The organism is Solwaraspora sp. WMMA2080, assembly GCF_027497395.1.
Taxonomy (GTDB): Bacteria; Actinomycetota; Actinomycetes; order Mycobacteriales; family Micromonosporaceae; genus Micromonospora_E.
Genome location: NZ_CP114910.1, coordinates 3,082,625 through 3,100,771, shown reverse-complemented (window position 1 = coordinate 3,100,771; position 18,147 = coordinate 3,082,625). Strand labels below are relative to the sequence as shown.

Sequence of the window (18,147 nt, the reverse complement as noted above, 5' to 3'; positions counted from 1 at the left end):
ACTACGCCGACCACCCCGGGTACGCCCCGGACCTGCCGGGTACGCCGCCGCTAGAGTGGGTCAGATGCGCCGTGCCGTGGTCATTCTTCTCGACCTGGTCGACTGGTCGCCACCCGGCACCGATCCCGCCGCCTGGCGGGCCGCCCTGGCCGAGGACATGGTCGACCTGCTCGCCACCCTGAGCCAGGTGGAACCGGCGATCGCCGCGAGCGAAGCGGACCTGCCGTTGGCCAGGTCGATCGCCTGGCCCGACATGCCGATCCATCCGCTGCCGGAGCTCTCGGTCAACGCGGCGCTGGCCGCCGTCGCGGCACACGGCTACGACCAGGCGGCGGTGCTCGCCGCCGACGCGCCGGACCTGCCCGGCCTGCTGATCGGCAAGCTGCTGCGACCGATCACCACCCGGCCGGTGGCGGTGGCTCCGGCCGGCGGCGACGGCGGGGGACTGCTCGGCGTGGCGGCCCAACTGCCAGCTCCGGACTGGCTGCCGCCGCTGAACCTCGCCGCCGATCCGCAGGCCGTCCGGGCGGCGGCGCCGCACCCGGAACAGGTGGCGGTGACGCCGTCCTGGCGTCGGTTGCGGGGCCCGGCGGACCTGGCGGCCCTGAACCCGGCCATCGAAGGCTGGGAGACCACCCGCGCGCTGCTGACCCCCGGCTGAACCCGGGGCCTATCGGTCAGCGGGGTCCGTCGGCCGGCGGCTGCGGCGGATCCGGCTGCTCCGGCGGGTCGCCGCCGAAGTCGATGTCACCGAGGTCGAAATCGGTCTTCGCCTGGGCGAACGCCTCCGGGTCGGCGAAGTCGTCGTCCGACGGCAGCAGATCGGGGTGGCTCCACAACGCGTCCCGGCCGTCGACCCCACGATGGGTGTCCAGCGCGGCCCACAGCGCGGCCGCCTCGCGCAGCCGGCGGGGCCGCAACTCCAGCCCGACCAGGGCGGCAAAGGTCTGCTCCGCCGGCCCGCCGGCCGCCCGCCGACGCCGGAACGCCTCGGCCAGCTTCACGACGTTCGGCAGCCGGTCCCCGGCGGCGCTGTCGACGACGTGACACACCCAGCCCTCGATGAGCGCGAGAACCGTCTCGATCCGGGCCAACGACGCCTGCTGGGCGGGGGTGTCCTCCGGAGTGAAGATCCCCTCCATGGCAATCTCCTGCATCGACTCCGGATTCATCGGGTCGACCCGGCCGAGGGCGTCCTCGATCGCCTCCCGGTTGACGGTGATCCCGGACGCGTAGGTCTCCACCGCGGCCAGCACGTGCCCCCGCAACCACGACACATGCTCGAAGAGGCGCTGGTGGGCCGCCTCGCGCAGCGCCACGTACAGCCGCACCTCCTCCTCGGGTAGCTCCAGGCCGGACCCGTACGCCCGGATGTTCGCGGGCAGCAGCGCGGCGGTGCCGGCCGGGCCGAGCGGCAGCCCGATGTCGCTGGCCGACAGCACCTCGGTGGCGAGCGAGCCGAGCGCCTGGCCGAGCTGACCGCCGAACAGGGCCCCGCCGAGAGTGGTCATCATGGCGTGCATCGGGCCGAGTTGGCTGCGGGCCTCCGGCGGAACGAGGTCGCCCATCGCGCCGACCATCCGACCGGCCACCGGGTCGCAGAGCTTGCGCCACACGTCGAGCGTCCGGTAGATCCACTCGTTGCGGTTCCACGCCGCCGACGTGCGGATCCCGGACGGGAACGTCGACGACGACTCCAGCCACAGGTCGGCGACGCGCAGCGACTCCTCGACGGTGTGCCACTCGTGCGGGTTGACCGACGGGTCACCCTCGGCGGCGAGTTGGCTGGCCGCCACCTGCCGGGCCAGGTCCCAGTTCACCGGGCCGCTGCCCGGAGCGGCGAGCAGCTGCTGCAGCTGCGCCATGAACTGCTGCATCTGCCGGGGGTCGTTGGGGTCCGGAGGCTGGCCGCCGGGGAGCTGGAAGCCGAACGGAGTATCAGGCACGCCCTCCACGGTACGCGGGCCAGCGGCTGCAACGCCGCCAGTGCGTTCCGCTCAGCGCGAAGCGCCGCGTCGCAGGCGCGACGTCACCGCCCGGCTGCGCGGTTTGCGTCGGTACGCGGTCCGCGTCGCGGTCGTGAGCGCAGTCGGTACGCTCAGGCGCATGAGACGTCGCGGTGTCACGGTCATCCTCGGCGCGCTGCTCACCGCACTGCTCGCCTACGCCGTGCTCGCCGCACCGGTCCCGTACGTGGTGCTCGGCCCCGGCCCGACGGTCGACACGCTCGGCACCGACGACGGCGAGGACGTCATCCAGATCACCGGGACCGACACCTCGACCTCGGCCGGGCAGCTACGGCTCACCACCGTCGGCGTACGCCCGAACGTGGGGCTGCGGGAGGCGATCGCCGGCTGGCTGAGCGACTCCGAGGCGGTAGTGCCGTACGAGGTGATCTACCCGCCGGGGCAGACCCAGGAAGAGGTCGAGGAGCGCAACGCCGAGGACTTCGCGGCGTCGCAGACCAGCGCCGAGACCGCGGCGCTGCGCCAGCTCGGCTACCCGGTGCAGGTGCTGGTGAGGGCGGTCACCCCGGACGGGGCGTCGGTCGGGCTGCTCGATGTCGACGACGTGATCACCTCGGTCGACGGCACGCCGGTCAGTTCGGCGACCCAGCTGACCGAGCTGATCCGGGCCGAGCCGGAAGGCAGCACGCTGACCATCGGCTACACCCGCGACGGCCGGTCGGCCACCGCCGAGATCACCACCCGGGCCAGTGACGGCGGCCCACCCCGGATCGGCATCGAGATCACCGAGGAGCAGCCCCGGCCGTTCGAGCTGACCATCGATCTCGACGAGATCGGCGGGCCGAGCGCCGGGCTGATGTTCGCCCTGGGCATCATCGACAAGCTCGAACCCGAGGACCTCACCGGCGGCAAGATCATCGCGGGGACCGGGACCATCGACAACGAGGGCAGCGTCGGCGCGATCGGTGGTATCCCGCAGAAGCTGGTCGGGGCCAAGGAAGCGGGTGCGGTCGCCTTCCTCGTGCCGCAGGCCAACTGCGCCGAAGCGGTCGCGAACGCCGTACCCGACCTGCCGCTGCTGCGGGTGGCCACCCTCGACGAGGCGCTCGACGCGCTGGCCCGGCTGCGTACCGGCGAGAAGCCGACGCTCTGCGGCAGCGACTGACACCCCGGTCAGGTGCACCTCAACCGGCCTTGAGGTGGACACACCCCGTAGTCTTGGTGCCTGATCGCCCAGCGGATCACACCAACGTGCGGAGTACCTAGTCGTGGTCATGCGTAGCAGCCCAATGCCCGGAATGAGCCGACGTGGCCGGGTCACCGTCGGCGTACTCATCGGGATCTTCCTTCTGTTCACCCTGCTCGGCTGGGGGGTGAACGCATGGACCGACTGGTTGTGGTTCGAGGAGGTCGACTACACCCAGGTCTTCACCGGCGTGCTGTTCACCCGACTGCTGCTGTTCGCGGCGGTCGGCCTGGCCATGGCACTGGTGGTCGCGGCCAATCTGTGGCTGGCGTACCGGCTGCGGCCGGCGCTGCGACCGCACTCGCCGGAACAGGTCAGCCTGGAGCGCTACCGGATGCTGCTCAGCCCCCGGATCGGCATCTGGATCGCCGTGGCCGCGGCGCTGGTCGGTGTCTTCGCCGGGCTGTCCGCGCAGAACCGGTGGAGCCAGTGGCTGCTGTTCCGCAACTCCCAGGAGTTCGGCGTCACCGACCCGGAGTTCGGCATCGACATCGGCTTCTACGTCTTCGAGTACCCGTTCCTGCGCTACCTGCTCGGCCTGGCGTTCACCGCGGTGGTGCTGTCGGTGATCGGTGCGCTCGCCGTGCACTACCTCTACGGCGGTGTACGGCTGCAGGGCATCGGTGACCGGATGACCACCGCCGCGCGGGCCCACCTGACCACCCTGGTCGCAGTCTTCGTACTGCTCAAGGCGGTTGCGTACGTGCTGGACCGGCGCGGCATGCTGCTGGAGTACAACGAGCAGGCGCGCATCTACGGCGCCGGCTACGCCGACATCAACGCACTGCTGCCGGCGAAGGAGATCCTGGCGTACATCTCGATCGTGGTGGCGATCGCGATCATCGTGTTCTCCAACGCGGTGATGCGCAACCTGGTCTGGCCGGGGATCTCGCTGGCGCTGCTGGGCATCTCCGCCGTGGCGATCGGCGGCATCTACCCGTGGGCGGTGCAGACCTTCGAGGTCAACCCGAGCCTGCGGGACAAGGAGGCGGCGTTCATCGAACGGGGCATCGTCGCCACCCGGGAAGCGTTCGGGCTGGACATCAGCCAGCAGACGCCGTATCCGGCGACGAACCTGACGCCGCCGGAGAGCCTGGCCACCGACACCGCGGTGGTGCCGAACATCCGGCTGCTCGACCCGCAGCTGGTCTCCGAGACCTACACCCAGCTGCAGCAGGTGCGTGGCTTCTACGACTTCGGCACCAAGCTGGACATCGACCGCTACACCATCGACGACGAGACCCAGGACTACGTCGTCGGCATGCGGGAGATCAACTACGGCGAGCTGACCGAGCAGCAGAGCAACTGGATCAACCGGCACACCGTCTTCACCCACGGGTACGGCATGGTTGGCGCGCCGGCCAACCAGGTGGTCTGCGGCGGGCAGCCGTACTTCGTCTCCGGCTTCCTCGGCGACCAGGCGCAGGAGCAGTGCTCCTCGGCCACTGAGGAGATCCCGGTCGAGCAGCCGCGGATCTACTACGGCGAGCAGATGGACGGCACCGACTACGCCATCGTCGGTTCGCCCGGCGACAGCAACGTCGAGTTCGACCGGCCCACCTCCAGCGGCGGCGAGCAGTACTACACCTACACCGGCACCGGCGGGGTCGAGGTCGGTTCGTTCGGCCGCAAACTGCTGTACGCGATCAACGAGCAGGAGACCAACTTCCTGCTCTCCGAGGCGGTCAACGAGAACTCCAAGCTGCTGTACATCCGCAACCCACGGGACCGGGTGGAGAAGGTCGCCCCGTTCCTGACCATGGACGGCGACCCGTACCCGGCGGTGGTCGACGGCCGGATCCAGTGGATCGTCGACGGCTACACCACCTCGGCGACGTACCCGTACTCGGAGCGGGTGAACCTGCAGGCGGAGACCGCCGACGAGCTGACCGGCCAGGGCACCTTCGTGCTGGCCCGGGAGAACGTCAACTACATCCGCAACTCGGTCAAGGCCACCGTCGACGCATACGACGGCACCGTCCGGCTGTACGAGTTCGACGAGAACGACCCGGTGCTCAAGGCGTGGAACGCGGCGTTCGGCGGCGACCTGGTCATCCCGAAGGCGGAGACGCCGCCGGATCTGGTCGCCCACTTCCGCTACCCGGCGGACCTGTTCAAGGTGCAGCGCAACCTGCTGGCCCGCTACCACGTCACGAACCCGGCCGAGTTCTTCTCGGGCCAGGACTTCTGGGAGGTGCCGAACGTCCCGGACTCGCCGGACAGCGGGGTCAAGCAGCCGCCGTACTACCTGATGACCCAGCTGCCGGAGCAGGACGAGCCACGGTTCCAGCTGACCTCGGCGGTGACCCCGGCCGGCCGGCAGAACCTGGCCGCGCTGATCTCCGGGTCGTACGTCGACGGGCAGCCGCAGCTGCAGGTGCTGGAGCTGCCCGACCAGACGGCGATCTCCGGCCCGGTGCAGGTGCACCAGCGGATGACCAACAACGCGGCCATCCGGCAGCAGCTGAACCTGCTGTCGTCGAACCAGGCGCAGGTGCAGTACGGCAACCTGCTGTCGCTGCCGTTCGGCAACGGCATGCTCTACGTCGAGCCGGTCTACGTGAAGAGCAACCAGACCAACGCGTATCCGCTGCTGCAGCGGGTGCTGCTCTCCTACGGTGACGGCGGTTCGTACGTGGTGCTGGCCAACAGCGTGCAGGACGGCATCCGGCAGCTGATCGAGCAGGCGGAGGCGGGTGGTGCGCCGACGACCCCGCCAGAGGGCGAAGGCGAAGGTGAGGGCGAGGAGCCCGGCGGCACCCCGACCCCGACCCCGTCGGCCACCGGCGACCCCGGCCTGGTGACCCCGGAGCTGCAGGCGGCCGCCGCCGAGGTCAGCGCCGCGATCGACGAGGCCCGCGCCGCGCAGGCGGCCGGTGACTTCCAGCGGTACGGCGAGGCACTGGCCCGGCTGGACGCCGCGATGACGGCGTTCCAGGCGGCGCAGCAGGCGGCCGGGGTGGGTGGTGCCCAGCCGTCGACCACCGACCCGTCACCGAGTGCCGACCCGTCACCGACCGGCTGACGTCAACTGACTGACGCCGAACCGGCCTCGGTGATCCCGACTTGTCCGCTTTTGTGGGTGGATCAGGGTGGGATCACCGAGGCCAGTCGGTCAGTACGGGGGTCGTTTTGCGGCGGGCTGACGGTATGCGCTAGGATTAACTCATCGCCGCGGGGTGGAGCAGTTCGGTAGCTCGCTGGGCTCATAACCCAGAGGTCGCAGGTTCAAATCCTGTCCCCGCTACCACGGTGAACGGCCCGCCAGGGATCTCCCTGGCGGGCCGTTTCGCGTACCGGACTCCCGCCCAGCCCCGTTGAGCCCTCGTCGCCCTCAGGTGCCCGCCGAGACGGCTATCGGACTGAAGCCGTATTCGTGCCATCGGGGGACAGTCACACGGGAATCAGAGCGCTACAGTGACACAGTATGCGAGCGATCCACACTGGTCGGATACAGTCGCTGCTCGCCTGCCTCGTACTGATGACGATCGTGATCGCCGATCCGGCGCGGAGTCTGGCAGCCGAGCCACTGGATCGGGAGGCGTCGACGTTGGTCTGCTTGTCGCCCGCGCGTCAGCAGCAGGTCGGTCAGGCTGCGGAGTTGCTTGGCCTGGTCGAGTCGGCAAGCGGGGACCGGGTGGTACTAGATGGGCAGCAGGTGGCGATCTCGCGATGGCGGGACACTCAGCCGGCCGACTTTGACCGGGCGTGTGCGACCATGATCGCGGCGCTGAGCATCGATCCAGACGCAGCACGCGCCGGACCGACCTCCGAGATGCGTGGCTTGCTGATCGGTGGCGCACTCACCTTGGTGTCCGCTCTGATCAGCGCGTTGTTCACCAGTGTGCTGACGACCGGCGTCCACCGGCGGACTGAGGCGCGCCAGCAGGCCGCCCAGCTTCGGGTGGCCGTGGCCGAGTTCATTCGGGCAGCCGACGAGTCTCTCACCCGGTACGCGGATGCCTCCGCCAGACAACCGAAGGGGACCAGCCTCGACGAGCCCCGCCTCCGGCTGATGCTGCATCTCGATGCCCTGCCAGCGGTCCTGGGCCCATCGATGGAGGTGATCCGTGATTCTGTCGAGACGTTCTGTGAGTCGATGCGCGATTCGTGGTCCGGGCCGGACCGATCGGCGGACAGCCCTCGGGTACGGGAGGCGCGGACCGGACTCATGCATCTGCGAACGGCGGTCGAACAGGCAGCTCGAGAGGCGGAGCGGGCTGCTGGTGTCATCGGCTTGCGACGGTGACAACAGCAGCGGCGTGATGGGAGGGCATCGTGATGACACAGACCAGCAGTGCTCATGCGGGTAGGCCTGAGGAGATTCCGAACCCTTTCGAACTGCCCCCCGTACTGGGTCAGTCCCTCCGTGCGCTGCGCCCGTGGCACGACAGGGAACACGAGGCGTACTACCTCCCAGTGGACAGAGCCGAGGAGGGGTACCGCAGCTTCGTCAACCATCTACCGGACCCGTCGACGCACCTCACCAGATTCGGTCAGTTGGTGGTGGTGGCCGGGCCTACGGGCTGCGGGCGTACCTCGTTGATTCACAGGTGCGTACACCACTTGAAGCAGGAGTTCGATGGCGCCTCCGGCGGCCGGATCATGGCCGCGCCGGTGGCCGACCTCAGTAGAGAGCGGGCGTTCGATCTCGAGATGGTTGGTCGCAGAGGCGATTTCGACCAGTATCTGGCCCTGCTGGCATACAAGATCAGAAGCAGGCTGTCTCGGCAGCTGGAAGGGCTGTCGGACCCAGGGGATCAACCGATGCAGGGGAAGGTGGCTTTCACACGACTCGGGCGGGATCTCGAGGATGCGGACGCAGTCGCGATCATCGTGCTACCGCAGTTCAACGACGCGACGTGGAAGAGATCGATGCTTTCGCTGCAGGCTATGCACCCGATCAACCACTATCTCGACCTTGTCGGCGAGCGCATGATCCTTTTTGCGGAGAGCGATAATCCCCAGCAGATCAAGGACTGGAGCGATCGAGTCCGGGGTGAAGCCAGGGAGGGTGTTCTTGTGATCGAGGTAGGTATGCTGACCGGTACGGACGGGTGGACATTCGCTAACGGGCGGCTGCAAATGTGTGATCATCCTCGGGTTCCGACAGTTACCGCAGAAACTATGCACGCGGTGATGGAGGATCATCGTTCGATGTCCTTGAAGCAGCTCCAGAAGATGTGTTTTCATTTATGGGACGAGGCTCGGCGTCGCCCAGGTGCCAAGGAAGTCAGTAAGCACGACTTCGATCGATACTATGTAGACCGGCGCGACGGCTACCGGCCTCGTGGCCGGGGCACCAGGAATGGATGACCATGATTGCCTCATCGGGAGAGTCGCGGGCGGTCGGGGTCAACCCGTACTCGCCAACCGCTGTTGCGCGTGTCTCGGAGGTCGGCCAGGGCCTGCCGACGGTGTCGACCTGTGCGGTCGAGGAGGCGTTCCGCTATCTTGACGCCTTCCTGGCGCAGGCCGTCCCTCCGGAGCGGGTCGGGCTGTCCGGTCGCCTGTTGACTGTGGTGGGTGAATACGGCACCGGCAAGTCTCATCTTGCGGCGGCCCTGCTGCATCGGGCTCGTCGATCGGGTGACTCGGCGGTGCGCACCCTGTACGTTGAGGCGCCCCAGTTCGGCTCGTTGGTCGACCTGTACAAGCGCTTTGTCGGTCGTCTCGATCGGGAGGACATCGTCGACCTCCTGCGCGACTACTACTCCGAGGTGGTCGCCGATGGGCTCAGCCACGTGCCACATGCGCAGCAGATCGCTGACGACCTGCGGCGACATGTCATCGAGCCGCAGGCGGTGGTTGACGACCTCGGGTTGCCGGAGAGCGTCCTGCTGCCCCAGTTGCAGGACCGGCTGATCGAGGCAACCGGCGATGACGACCTTGGTACGGCGATGACGTTGCTGCTCGACGAGCGGACCGCAGTGCAAGCGTGGGACTGGTTGATCGGCAACCGGTCGGACGGCTTCGTCACGGAGCACGGACTGTCGAAGTACATCGATAGTTCAGCTGCTGCCATGTCGGCGATCATCGCGCTCCTGAACTTGCACGGCCGGAGTGGCCGGCGATTCGTCGTCGTACTGGACGAGCTCGACCGGGTCCTTGATCCGGCGGATCAGCGAGATGCGGGTGTGGTCGGGCAGTTTCGAAATCTACTGACTGCGGTGGAGGAGTCCGGAGCATTCTTGATCATCACCGGTCTGGTGGAGATTACCCCGCAACTGCAGGGAGACGTGCTGCAGCGGATGGGACATGCCGTCCGGATGACTCCGCTTACGGGGCAGGAGGCGCGTGAGCTGATTGAGCAAAGCCATCTTGCGGCCCGAGGCGACAGCGACATAGCCCCGTTCCTCGACGATGCCGTGCAGTACCTCGTTGACATGACCCACGGCGTTCCGCGGCAGTTCATCAAGCTCTGCCATCATCTGTACCGCCGAGCCGAGCTCGAAAGTACGGTGATAGGAATCGAACTTGTCCAATTGGTGGCTCGGGATCATTTCGACTTCGCCACCATTGATGATGTGCGGCGTGAGGTGATGCTGACTCTCGAACGTGAGGCCATCGGATTTGAGCGGCGTCGTCAGCTTGACGTTGACGGCCGGTCGTTGCTCGACCTCGTCGTGCTGAACGAGGACGGTGAGCCGAGTTGCGTCATCCTGCTCTCCGAGGGCATCATGCGGGAATCGGACGTCGAACGGGTCGCTCGCCGAGCTGCGGCCGCTCGATCAGAAGGTGTCGACGTCGAGATCATCCTGGTGGTGGTCGGCTACCTGGCACCCGACGTGGCCTCGAACGTCCGCAACGTCGTCCTGGCCGAGCCGATCGAGTACGAACGTCGAACCTTGGCGAGCGCCGTGGTTGCCAGGATCGCGCATGTGCTTCAGCGTGACCGGTTGAGCGAGACTGACCCGGTCCGGCTGATGGTTACCCGGGTCGATCGGCTCGTTCGCCAGCAAGCCGGCGCGTACACCATGATCGACCGGCTTGAGCAGCAGGTCCGTGACATGCGGCGGACGACCAACCAGCGCCTCAGCGAGATCTCCGCCGATGTGGCTGGCCTGCTCACCGGGGCAGTGTCAGTGAGCCGGGCCGTCCCTGTGCCGACACAGCCCGGCCCGATGGACGAGATGGGCGAGATCGACGAACTGTTCGAGTCGGCGATCGACGCTGCCGTACGGCTCGGTGACGGACTGCCAGACGCCTTCACCCAAGCATTCAGAGCAGCTCCGGGCCTCTCAACGGCGATCAGATCCGCACAGGAGCGCATCCACGGGTGGACCGCCGATCCCGACAGCTTCAGCCTGCTGGGTACGGCCGTGTTCCTGCAATCCCTGATCGAATCTTTTCGACAGGCGGTCGTCGAATGGCGAATGCGGCGGGTGTCGGTGGACCGCGCCGACGCCGCGTCGTCGAGCACCGACCTGGAACGGCTGGACGTTCTCTGCCTCACCTACGAGGCGATCTTCGACTACGCGTCGTTGCAACATCTCAAACGTCTTGCCGAATCCATGGCGTTGCCGCCGGAAGCGGCCGCCGCGACTGGTCCGCACCCAATGCATCTCGACGACATCCGGGAGGTGTTCGGAGGGCTTGGCGCACGGGTACGGGCAGCGGCGCGACGCACGATCGGCGACGTGTGATCGGTCGGCGTCACGCCTGCGGCATCTCAACGAAGCGGCTGGACGGCGGCTGCGGCCGGGCCGCTCACCGCAAGGACGACCTCGGTCAAGTGATCGTCGGCTATATCCACCTGGTCCTGATCGAGGCACAGGCCGATGACGTACTCCCGTCCCGACAGACGGTAGTAGTAGATCGCGCCGATGTCCGTATCGAGTACCGCGCGGACGACCGGTCCACCGATCGCAGGGCGGGCGGTCCGGCCAAGCTCCCTGAGGTAGGCGGCAGTCGGGGGACCCATCGCGTTGACCTGCTGGCGTCGGTGGCTGGGCGAGTGGTGGTAGGCAACTCCACGTAGCTCGGGCGTACCGAGCGCGTCGACCGAGAACAGCTGTGCCTTGTCGTTGAAGCACGCGACAAGGTGCAGCCCGGTGCCGTCGACGGCGGCTGCGCAGGCGTTGAAGGCCCAGTGATGACGGTCGCCGGTGATCGCCAGGTCTCGCCGGGGGGCGACGGACGTCTCGAGGTTCCGCCGCGTCGTGGAACCGATGGCTGGCACCGGCTGGGGCGCGCCCGCCGACAGTTGGCTCGGGCTGTCGGCCACGTCGCGGTCGAACGCGGACTCCCGGAAGTGTTTCGTGTCCCAGGCACCCAGGTTCTGTCGGGGCAGCCGAATGCTAGCTCTGATCTGATCGACCAGCTGTGAGAGTGCGCTGTCAGCCTCTTGGACGGCAGGCTGCCGGGCCAGTGACGCAACCTGGTCGGTGGCCAGACTCAGGGTCCCGGCGACGAGCAGCACACTGGGAACTACCCGGGCACAGTAGAAGGCTCCGCCGGCCGACTGGAGCACCGTGCGCAGCGGCACGCCCTGACCGAGGGGCCGTAACCACTCGTGCATCACCTGACCTGACTGAAAACTCAGCCGCCTCGCCACGCGGCGGCAGTTCTCGACACGTCGATCGTCGTCCTGGCCGGGCCCACCAGGTGCGTACAGGTCGAAGTCGCGGGATCCGGGACTGCAATGCGCCAGGTAGTGCAGCGGTCCGCCAGCCCGAAAGAGGCCTCGACAGTAGGCAATCCGATCGTCGACGTCGCTGAACTGGCGACCAGTCGGCTCCTGCGTCACGATGATTGCGTCGGAGTACTCTCGGTGCGGCGAGCCGATCACCGAGTCCGCATGTGGTCCCTGCTCTGTCGGCACGTGAGACTTCCTTTGCTGTGGTCGTGGTTCGCCGGGACGGGGGTCGGGTTTCGCCGGATGCTTCTCAGCGCCGCGGGATGTCGATATCGAGGTCGTGGGTGGATAGTGGGGGGGTGGGACCCGTGCTGGCGGATCGACGCGTTGCCTGCTCCCATACTCGAAGATTGGCACGCGCGATGTCGGGGTAGGGATGCCCTGGCGGCAGGTCCTCCTCACACAGCTCGACGGCCTGACCAGCGAGTCGCACTGCGGCATCTACCGCACCACCGTGCCCCAGGTTGCCGGCCTGGTTGATGGTTGCCGCGAGCACCCACGGGTGGGTCTCGGCCGGCACAGCGGTCCGGATGATCCGCAAACCGTGGTCACCGACCCGCCGGCTCTCGTCGAGATCGCCGACACCGCGTAGGAACAGCGCGAGATTGACCAGGCAGATGCCGGTGAGCGGATGCTCCGGGCCGAGTTGGCGCTGGTAGCCGCGGTAGCAGGACTGCCCGAACTCGACCACTCGTGCTGGTGTCTCCCGCAGCAGATGCATGTCGGTGGCCAGCGCGAGCCTGCAGGCCAAGGTGTCGAGGTGGTTCGTCCCGCGCAGCTGCTGGTACCCGCGCAGCGCGTCGGCGTGATTCTCCTTCGCCTGAGGCACCATGTTCTTGCGGCGTTGGGTGACCGCGAGTACCCGGATGATCCGCAGCGCGCTCGCGCTGTCCGTCGGGATCTTGCCGGTCGGATGGCCCATCCAACCGCGAGCATCGTCGATGGTCCGAGTCGCAGCGTGGTAGTCGCCCAGCTCACGTTGATATGTCGCCAGGTTGGCAGCGGCCCACCAGAGGAAGGGGTCTCTCGTGCCGAACACCCGCAATCGGCGGTTGACCACTTCTCGTTCCACCACCATCGCGGTGTAAAGGTCGCCGTCGAAGTACGACGACAGCGCCAGATTGTGCGCGACCATCAAGGTCTGCTGGTGCTCCTCGCCGTATGCCTTGCGCAGAACGTCGTAGGCGACGCCCTCATGACTCTTGGCGAGCTCGAACTCTCCGAGCGCCCGTACGTCCCCGGCGATCCCCTGCAGCGTGGTCGCGGTGTTCGGATGCTCCTGCCCGATGGTGCGCAACTGCAGTAGCCGCAGTTGCTGAGCAATCTCGAGCGACTCGCGGTACCGGCCCATCCAGCGCAGCAGACTCGCCTGCTCGCCCCGTAGCTGCATATTGATGCGATCGGTGGGCGGCACCGCTGACGACCAGTGGTCGAGAGCCTCGTCGATGACCTTCAGGGCGACATTCGCGCTGTCCCAGGTCTCCTGGCGGCGCATGTACCGAACTTGTCGGACGACCCACCTGCGCACCTTCGGGTCGGTCTCGGCCACGGCACCGCTGGGCAGCAGATGGGGTTGCAGCTCGGCGAGGCGGTGCCGTTGCCAGCGGCCGTCGACCTCCGCTCCGGTTGGGGCGTAACCTGCCAGGCCGAGCCGCAGGTGACGGCGAACCTCGGCGGCCCGCGCCGGCGGCAGGGCGCCACGTACCGCGTCCTGTACCGCTCGGTGGATACGGATCGAGGGACGCTGCCCCCAACGTACGTCGAAGATGCCGAACCGGGCCCCGGTCCAGACGACCTCGTCGAAGATCGCGGGGTCGTTGCGCACGCGCTCTTCGCCATCGTCTGACAGCGTGGCCAGCTGATCGATCATCGAACTCGAACGGAGCAGCGTGAGACTGATGTCGTCGGACGACAGAAAGGAGCACATCTCAGCGAGGTGGATGGCTATCCGACCAATCTCCGTCTGTCGCAGCGTCGCCTCCAACGCGCGCCAGGATCGCCGTAGCGCGTGGTAGGTGGGATCGTCGTCGGGCACCGACACCGCCGGCGATGCATCCGCATCGGCGGGCGGATCGGCCGGGGATTCGGGCCGGAGGCTGGCGACCATCGCTTCGGTAGCGGCTTCGAGATCTGCGGGCGCGTACGCCATCAGGTGGTGTCTGCTCTCCCGTAGCCACGCCCCGGTCAGCCGCAACGAGAGCGGGAGCTGCCCCACCTCGGTGACCACCGCGGCGCAGTGCTCCTCACTGAGTTCCGGGACGTAGGCGCGCAGCAACTCGGTTGCGTCGTCCGTCCCGAGGTGGGTCACGACGAGCATGCGCGGGGTGGGCGTATCGGTGATCCTTGAGGTCACCACCACGTGTCCGGCGGCGGACCCGACCCACCCGAGAAGCTCCCGATCGTCGAGCCCGTCGAAGATGAAAAGACACGGTCTCCTGGCAGCGAGCTGCAACAGGTGGTCGAATGCTTGTCGCGGCTGCTCCTCAACGCCCTCGGTGTCCACCTCGGTTGGATTCGGATCCAGCAGCTGGAACTGCTCGTTGAGTCGGCGAAGCGCAAGGGAGATCGATTCCCAGCTGTCCGCCGGGATCCACCAGACGATGTCGTAGTCCTTCTGGAACCGGTGGGCGTACTCGTTGGCCAGCTCGCTCTTGCCGACCCCGGTGGCACCAACTACCAGAACAGGCCCGGGGCCGTCGGCGAGTAACTTGTCGCGGAGCGTTTCGAGATCGTCGGCTCGGCCGATGAACTGCTGATTGCGGTTGGGAAGGTCGACGTCCGGCGGCAGCTGGCGGTGTTCAGGCAGGCCGCCCGGATAGCGCGGGCGGAACCCGGCACGGTCGTCGTAGGGCGTCTCGATGAGCAGGAACTGCCGACGTAGCCGCGCCTCGGCGTCACCGGCGGACAGGCCGACCAGATCGAGACATGGCACTGTGGCATCGAAGTCGGCCGGGTTCTGGGCGGTGACGGTCACCTGTACGACCGGGTCGGATACGTCGGTGACCTGATCGGATACTTCAGTGGGCGAGATCACCGCGTCGCGGAGCCGTTCGGCGATGTGGCGTACTCGCCCGTCGGCCGTGGCGAGCCCGCCGATCACGACGAGGCTCGGCGGCGTCGACTGCTCGATCCACGAATCATCGGCGGGTAGCCGGCTGGTGGGCAGGCCCTGCTGTCGCAACCGGTCGGTGATCCAGTCCGCCCAGCGCCGGTCGGCCGGTCGGTACGCAAGGTAGACCTTCTCCGGCTCGGCCTGCGGATCGAACCCGAGCGCCCGTTTGTAGCGCATCCGTAGTCGTCGACCGACATCCGGAGCGGTCGGAACGGCACCGTCGGTCATCGCGTGGACGACGCCCGTCAGACCTGTCCGGAGGCTGCCGCGATCGAGAATGATGGCGAGAGCTTCCCGCTCGATGTCGTACGAGTGGCGCGGCACCTCGACGAACGACACGGTGACACCCGCGCTTGCCGGCCCGGCGAGCTGGGCGAACTGTTGCCGGGCGGCATGTAGCCACTCGGCCGCGTGCGGTTCGCCGAGCCGTACCTGGGTCGGGGTGGCCACCAGGCGCAGACCGACAGGAGCGGCGTTGACCAACGCGCCTGCCAGCCGCAACGCGTCCTGCTGCACTCGCTGGTGCGACCGGAAGCAGACCGCGGCGGCGTCACAGAGACAGGCGAGCTGGTGCAGCGCGCTCTGCGAGTTCTGCGGCGGTGCGTCGAGCAGCACGTAGTGGTAGCTGGTCTGCTGCAGCAGGCGTCGGAGCTGGCTACCGTCGCCGGCACCGTCGGGCAGCGCTGCCGGGTAGAAGCTGTCGGAGGTCGCGGTGACGACGTCCACGGCGTCGGCCCAACCAGCCGCCTGGAAGCGTTGGACACTGGTCTCCGACATCGTGTCGGTGCGGTCGGCGATCATCCGCAGAGCCGCGCCGAGCGGTTCGTCGACGGACGTGGTCACGTCAAGGAAAGGATGCAGGTAGTCCTGGACGCGGGGTGCGTTACCTCCCCAGTCGAGAATGAGGACCCGGTGTCCGGTGCTGGCAAGTATCCAGGCGATGTTGGCGACGATGCTCGTCTGCCCGGCGCCGCCGCCGGGGGAGACGAAGACCAACACTTCGGCCGTCTGCCGCCCCGTGCCAGTCTTGCCCGCCGCGGTCGTCGTCGGCGTGTCGGTCATCTTGAATCTCTTTCGATCATGAGGGTTGTGCGGCGCTGCTCGCCGGATCGCCATCGTGCTGACCAAGGAAGAAGGCGATCGGATTCAATCGTTCGTCGAGTAGATGATCGAGGGAGATCTGCAGGGCATCTGGTGGCATCTCGGACAGTGTGTGCAGGTCGACGTCGGTGAGGTCGACGAGAAGTGTCTCTTGCTCGTGCCGATCTTGGGTCATTCGCCGGTCCTGTCTGCCGGGGGTGCCCTGTTGCGCGGGAGCATCGTCGCTCGCTGCGGCGTGGAACGCCAATCGTAGTGCAGATCGCCGAAATCCTCACCGACGTCGCGCAGTCTCTGTGGACGCTGTGGGAAGTCGGATGTACGACTGTCGGACAGTCAGGCGGGTCAATGCCACTTCCCCAGATGATCGACCTTGCGCTCCACGCGGCGGCAATGATGTGCGATCATCGATGAATAGGTGGGGCGAAGATTGCGGTAGCAAGTCGGTAACCAGGAGCTTCGGGAGCAGGCATGATCCAACCGCACCGATTCTCGAGGAACATGCTGACTGAGTTCGCGCAAGGTGGTGGTGCCCCCGCCGGCATCCGGGTCCTCGCCGGACTGCAGAACAGCCGCAGCAGACTGTTCTGCTGGATGCTGCCCGACCTCGCGCGACGGACCAGCCACCCGGAAGCAAGACAGACCATGTACGCATACCGCCTGCTGGCTGATCTCGAGCGAGCCTCGCCCACTGCGGTGCACGACGTACTCTGCTATCCGGCGGTCGGGGCCTGGCTGGGCCGCACCGTGGCGGCGCTGTCCAGCCACCGACCCGCTCACCCGGGCCGACTCGCCCTGGTCGCGGCCGCAGTGGCGGCACGTTGTGGGGCCACCGCCGAGGTACCGGTCGGCCCAAGTCGTTCCGACCACGGCATCGTGCTGCCGTCCCTGGGCATCGCGACCCTGCCGGGAGGCAGCTGCGACCCGCTACGCGTGCGGCGCGCGGACAGCGACCTGGCGCTGCTGGAACGGGCCGGACGGCAGGTGATCGTTCCCACCCCGACGGCTCACCGGTCTGCGGCCGGGAGGCCGACCTCGCGGGACTGGGACGGTCTACCGCAGGTGCTGATCCGCCGGCAGGTCGCCATCGACGGTTCGGGGTGGCAAGGGCTCGGCAACGACGAACCAGGGTGGCCCCGTACCGTCGACGAGCGCCACCTCGACCTGCGCCGCTGGACCGGCGGCGTCCGCGCTGGCTGGCTGCTGCTCGCCGAACATCATCCCGAGGTCGCGGCGGAGGTCGCCGAATGCGTCACCGCCGTCGTACCGATGCAACTGCTGGGCAGTTCGGTCGGCAGTGCTACCTTCGCGGGCGCGTTCGGTGCCGTCGCGATGTCCTCCCCGGACGACACGCGGACGGTCGCGGTCACCCTCGCGCACGAACTGCAGCACGCGAAGCTGCTCGCCCTGAGCGACGCCCTTCCGCTGATCGTTCCGACGGATGACGACAAGCGCTACTACGCGCCGTGGCGCCGGGATCTGCGGCCCCTAGCCGCGCTGCTGCACGGCGCGTACGCCCATCTCGCGGTCGCCACGTTCTGGCAGCGGCAGCAACGGGTCGAAACCGATCCGACTCACATCCACCTCGCCCAGGTGCGGTTCGCCCGGTGGCGCGCCGCCGTGCGGGACACGTTGCGGGTGATCAGTCGGAGCGGCCAGCTGACCGGGACCGGTCAGCTGCTGGTCGACGGGATGTGGACGACGGCGGACCGGCTCACGCGCGAGCGGCTGCCTGCCGCTGCCCGCCGCGAGGCCGCGGAGATCGCGGCCTCGCACCGCAGTCAGGTCGACGTCGGCTGAGGAGGGTGAACGTCGGTTGACTCTACCGCGCCCGGCGGACCCTGCTGTGGCCCGGAGGTCCCCGCTACCACGGTGGACGGCCCGCCAGGGAATCTCCCTGGCGGGCCGTTTCGCGTACTGGACTCCCGCCCAGCCCGGTGATCAGCTTGCCGCCTCCCACAGCCACGTCTGGATCAGTTGCGGGTCGCCCTGTTCGACCGTGAGCTGATTGCCGACACCATGATCGGACAGGTACAGGTCCTGTGGCACCCCGGCCACGACGGTACGGTCGGCTGCCTGCCGCTGC

Annotated in this window: 11 protein-coding genes and 1 tRNA gene; 8 read left to right on the top strand and 4 right to left on the bottom strand. The window is 67.8% G+C overall.

Annotation, left to right across the window (positions count from 1 at the left end):
- Nucleotides 1-64: 64 nt before the first annotated feature.
- Entirely contained in the window at nucleotides 65-661 is a 597-nt protein-coding gene (locus O7543_RS14100; protein ID WP_281553401.1) for a hypothetical protein, read from the top strand.
- Between the two features lie 16 nt (nucleotides 662-677).
- On the opposite strand, the gene O7543_RS14095 is transcribed toward O7543_RS14100, so the two are convergent.
- Nucleotides 678-1,946, bottom strand: coding sequence for a zinc-dependent metalloprotease (locus tag O7543_RS14095; protein WP_281553402.1), 1,269 nt, complete (start codon nucleotides 1,944-1,946; stop codon nucleotides 678-680).
- A 160-nt stretch (nucleotides 1,947-2,106) separates the two neighbouring features.
- Between O7543_RS14095 and O7543_RS14090 the strand changes: the two genes are divergently transcribed.
- The 6 genes from O7543_RS14090 to O7543_RS14065 all read left to right on the top strand — a co-directional run bounded on the left by O7543_RS14090 (nucleotide 2,107) and on the right by O7543_RS14065 (nucleotide 10,859).
- Entirely contained in the window at nucleotides 2,107-3,132 is a 1,026-nt protein-coding gene (locus O7543_RS14090) for a PDZ domain-containing protein (protein ID WP_281553403.1), read from the top strand.
- Nucleotides 3,133-3,235: 103 nt separating this feature from the next.
- The gene (locus tag O7543_RS14085) at nucleotides 3,236-6,238 is read left to right on the top strand and encodes a UPF0182 family protein (protein ID WP_281553404.1); all 3,003 of its coding nucleotides are present in this window, start codon (nucleotides 3,236-3,238) and stop codon (nucleotides 6,236-6,238) included.
- A gap of 148 nt (nucleotides 6,239-6,386) precedes the next feature.
- Nucleotides 6,387-6,463: transfer RNA gene (locus O7543_RS14080), tRNA-Met, on the top strand.
- 231 nt (nucleotides 6,464-6,694) lie between these two features.
- Complete coding sequence (locus tag O7543_RS14075) at nucleotides 6,695-7,462, top strand: hypothetical protein (RefSeq protein WP_281553405.1); 768 nt, start codon at nucleotides 6,695-6,697, stop codon at nucleotides 7,460-7,462.
- Between the two features lie 317 nt (nucleotides 7,463-7,779).
- Complete coding sequence (locus O7543_RS14070; RefSeq protein WP_281553406.1) at nucleotides 7,780-8,529, top strand: hypothetical protein; 750 nt, start codon at nucleotides 7,780-7,782, stop codon at nucleotides 8,527-8,529.
- Complete coding sequence (locus O7543_RS14065) at nucleotides 8,526-10,859, top strand: ATP-binding protein (RefSeq protein ID WP_281553407.1); 2,334 nt, start codon at nucleotides 8,526-8,528, stop codon at nucleotides 10,857-10,859. The genes O7543_RS14070 and O7543_RS14065 overlap by 4 nt, the downstream gene beginning before the upstream one ends.
- A gap of 26 nt (nucleotides 10,860-10,885) precedes the next feature.
- Here the strand turns inward: O7543_RS14065 and O7543_RS14060 are convergent, their stop codons facing one another.
- The 3 genes from O7543_RS14060 to O7543_RS14050 all read right to left on the bottom strand — a co-directional run bounded on the left by O7543_RS14060 (nucleotide 10,886) and on the right by O7543_RS14050 (nucleotide 16,239).
- Nucleotides 10,886-12,004: a hypothetical protein gene (locus tag O7543_RS14060; RefSeq protein ID WP_281553408.1), complete on the bottom strand. Its 1,119-nt coding sequence runs from the start codon at nucleotides 12,002-12,004 to the stop codon at nucleotides 10,886-10,888.
- 97 nt (nucleotides 12,005-12,101) lie between these two features.
- Nucleotides 12,102-16,025, bottom strand: coding sequence for an FxSxx-COOH system tetratricopeptide repeat protein (gene fxsT, locus O7543_RS14055; RefSeq protein ID WP_281567449.1), 3,924 nt, complete (start codon nucleotides 16,023-16,025; stop codon nucleotides 12,102-12,104).
- 16 nt (nucleotides 16,026-16,041) lie between these two features.
- Nucleotides 16,042-16,239, bottom strand: a complete 198-nt coding sequence (locus tag O7543_RS14050) for a hypothetical protein (RefSeq protein ID WP_281553410.1) — start codon at nucleotides 16,237-16,239, stop codon at nucleotides 16,042-16,044.
- Nucleotides 16,240-16,562: 323 nt separating this feature from the next.
- On the opposite strand from O7543_RS14050, the gene O7543_RS14045 reads away from it, so the two are divergent.
- Nucleotides 16,563-17,861: an HEXXH motif-containing putative peptide modification protein gene (locus O7543_RS14045; protein ID WP_281567448.1), complete on the top strand. Its 1,299-nt coding sequence runs from the start codon at nucleotides 16,563-16,565 to the stop codon at nucleotides 17,859-17,861.
- The last annotated feature ends 286 nt before the right edge of the window (nucleotides 17,862-18,147 follow it).

What these genes read in the sequence shown, in the direction of transcription:
- fxsT (WP_281567449.1), bottom strand. Translation starts at nt 16,025, where the DNA reads ATGACCGACACGCCGACGACGACCGCGGCGGGCAAGACTGGCACGGGG.
- O7543_RS14090 (WP_281553403.1), top strand. Translation starts at nt 2,107, where the DNA reads ATGAGACGTCGCGGTGTCACGGTCATCCTCGGCGCGCTGCTCACCGCA.
- O7543_RS14065 (WP_281553407.1), top strand. Translation starts at nt 8,526, where the DNA reads ATGACCATGATTGCCTCATCGGGAGAGTCGCGGGCGGTCGGGGTCAAC.
- O7543_RS14075 (WP_281553405.1), top strand. Translation starts at nt 6,695, where the DNA reads ATGACGATCGTGATCGCCGATCCGGCGCGGAGTCTGGCAGCCGAGCCA.
- O7543_RS14050 (WP_281553410.1), bottom strand. Translation starts at nt 16,239, where the DNA reads ATGACCCAAGATCGGCACGAGCAAGAGACACTTCTCGTCGACCTCACC.
- O7543_RS14045 (WP_281567448.1), top strand. Translation starts at nt 16,563, where the DNA reads ATGCTGACTGAGTTCGCGCAAGGTGGTGGTGCCCCCGCCGGCATCCGG.
- O7543_RS14100 (WP_281553401.1), top strand. Translation starts at nt 65, where the DNA reads ATGCGCCGTGCCGTGGTCATTCTTCTCGACCTGGTCGACTGGTCGCCA.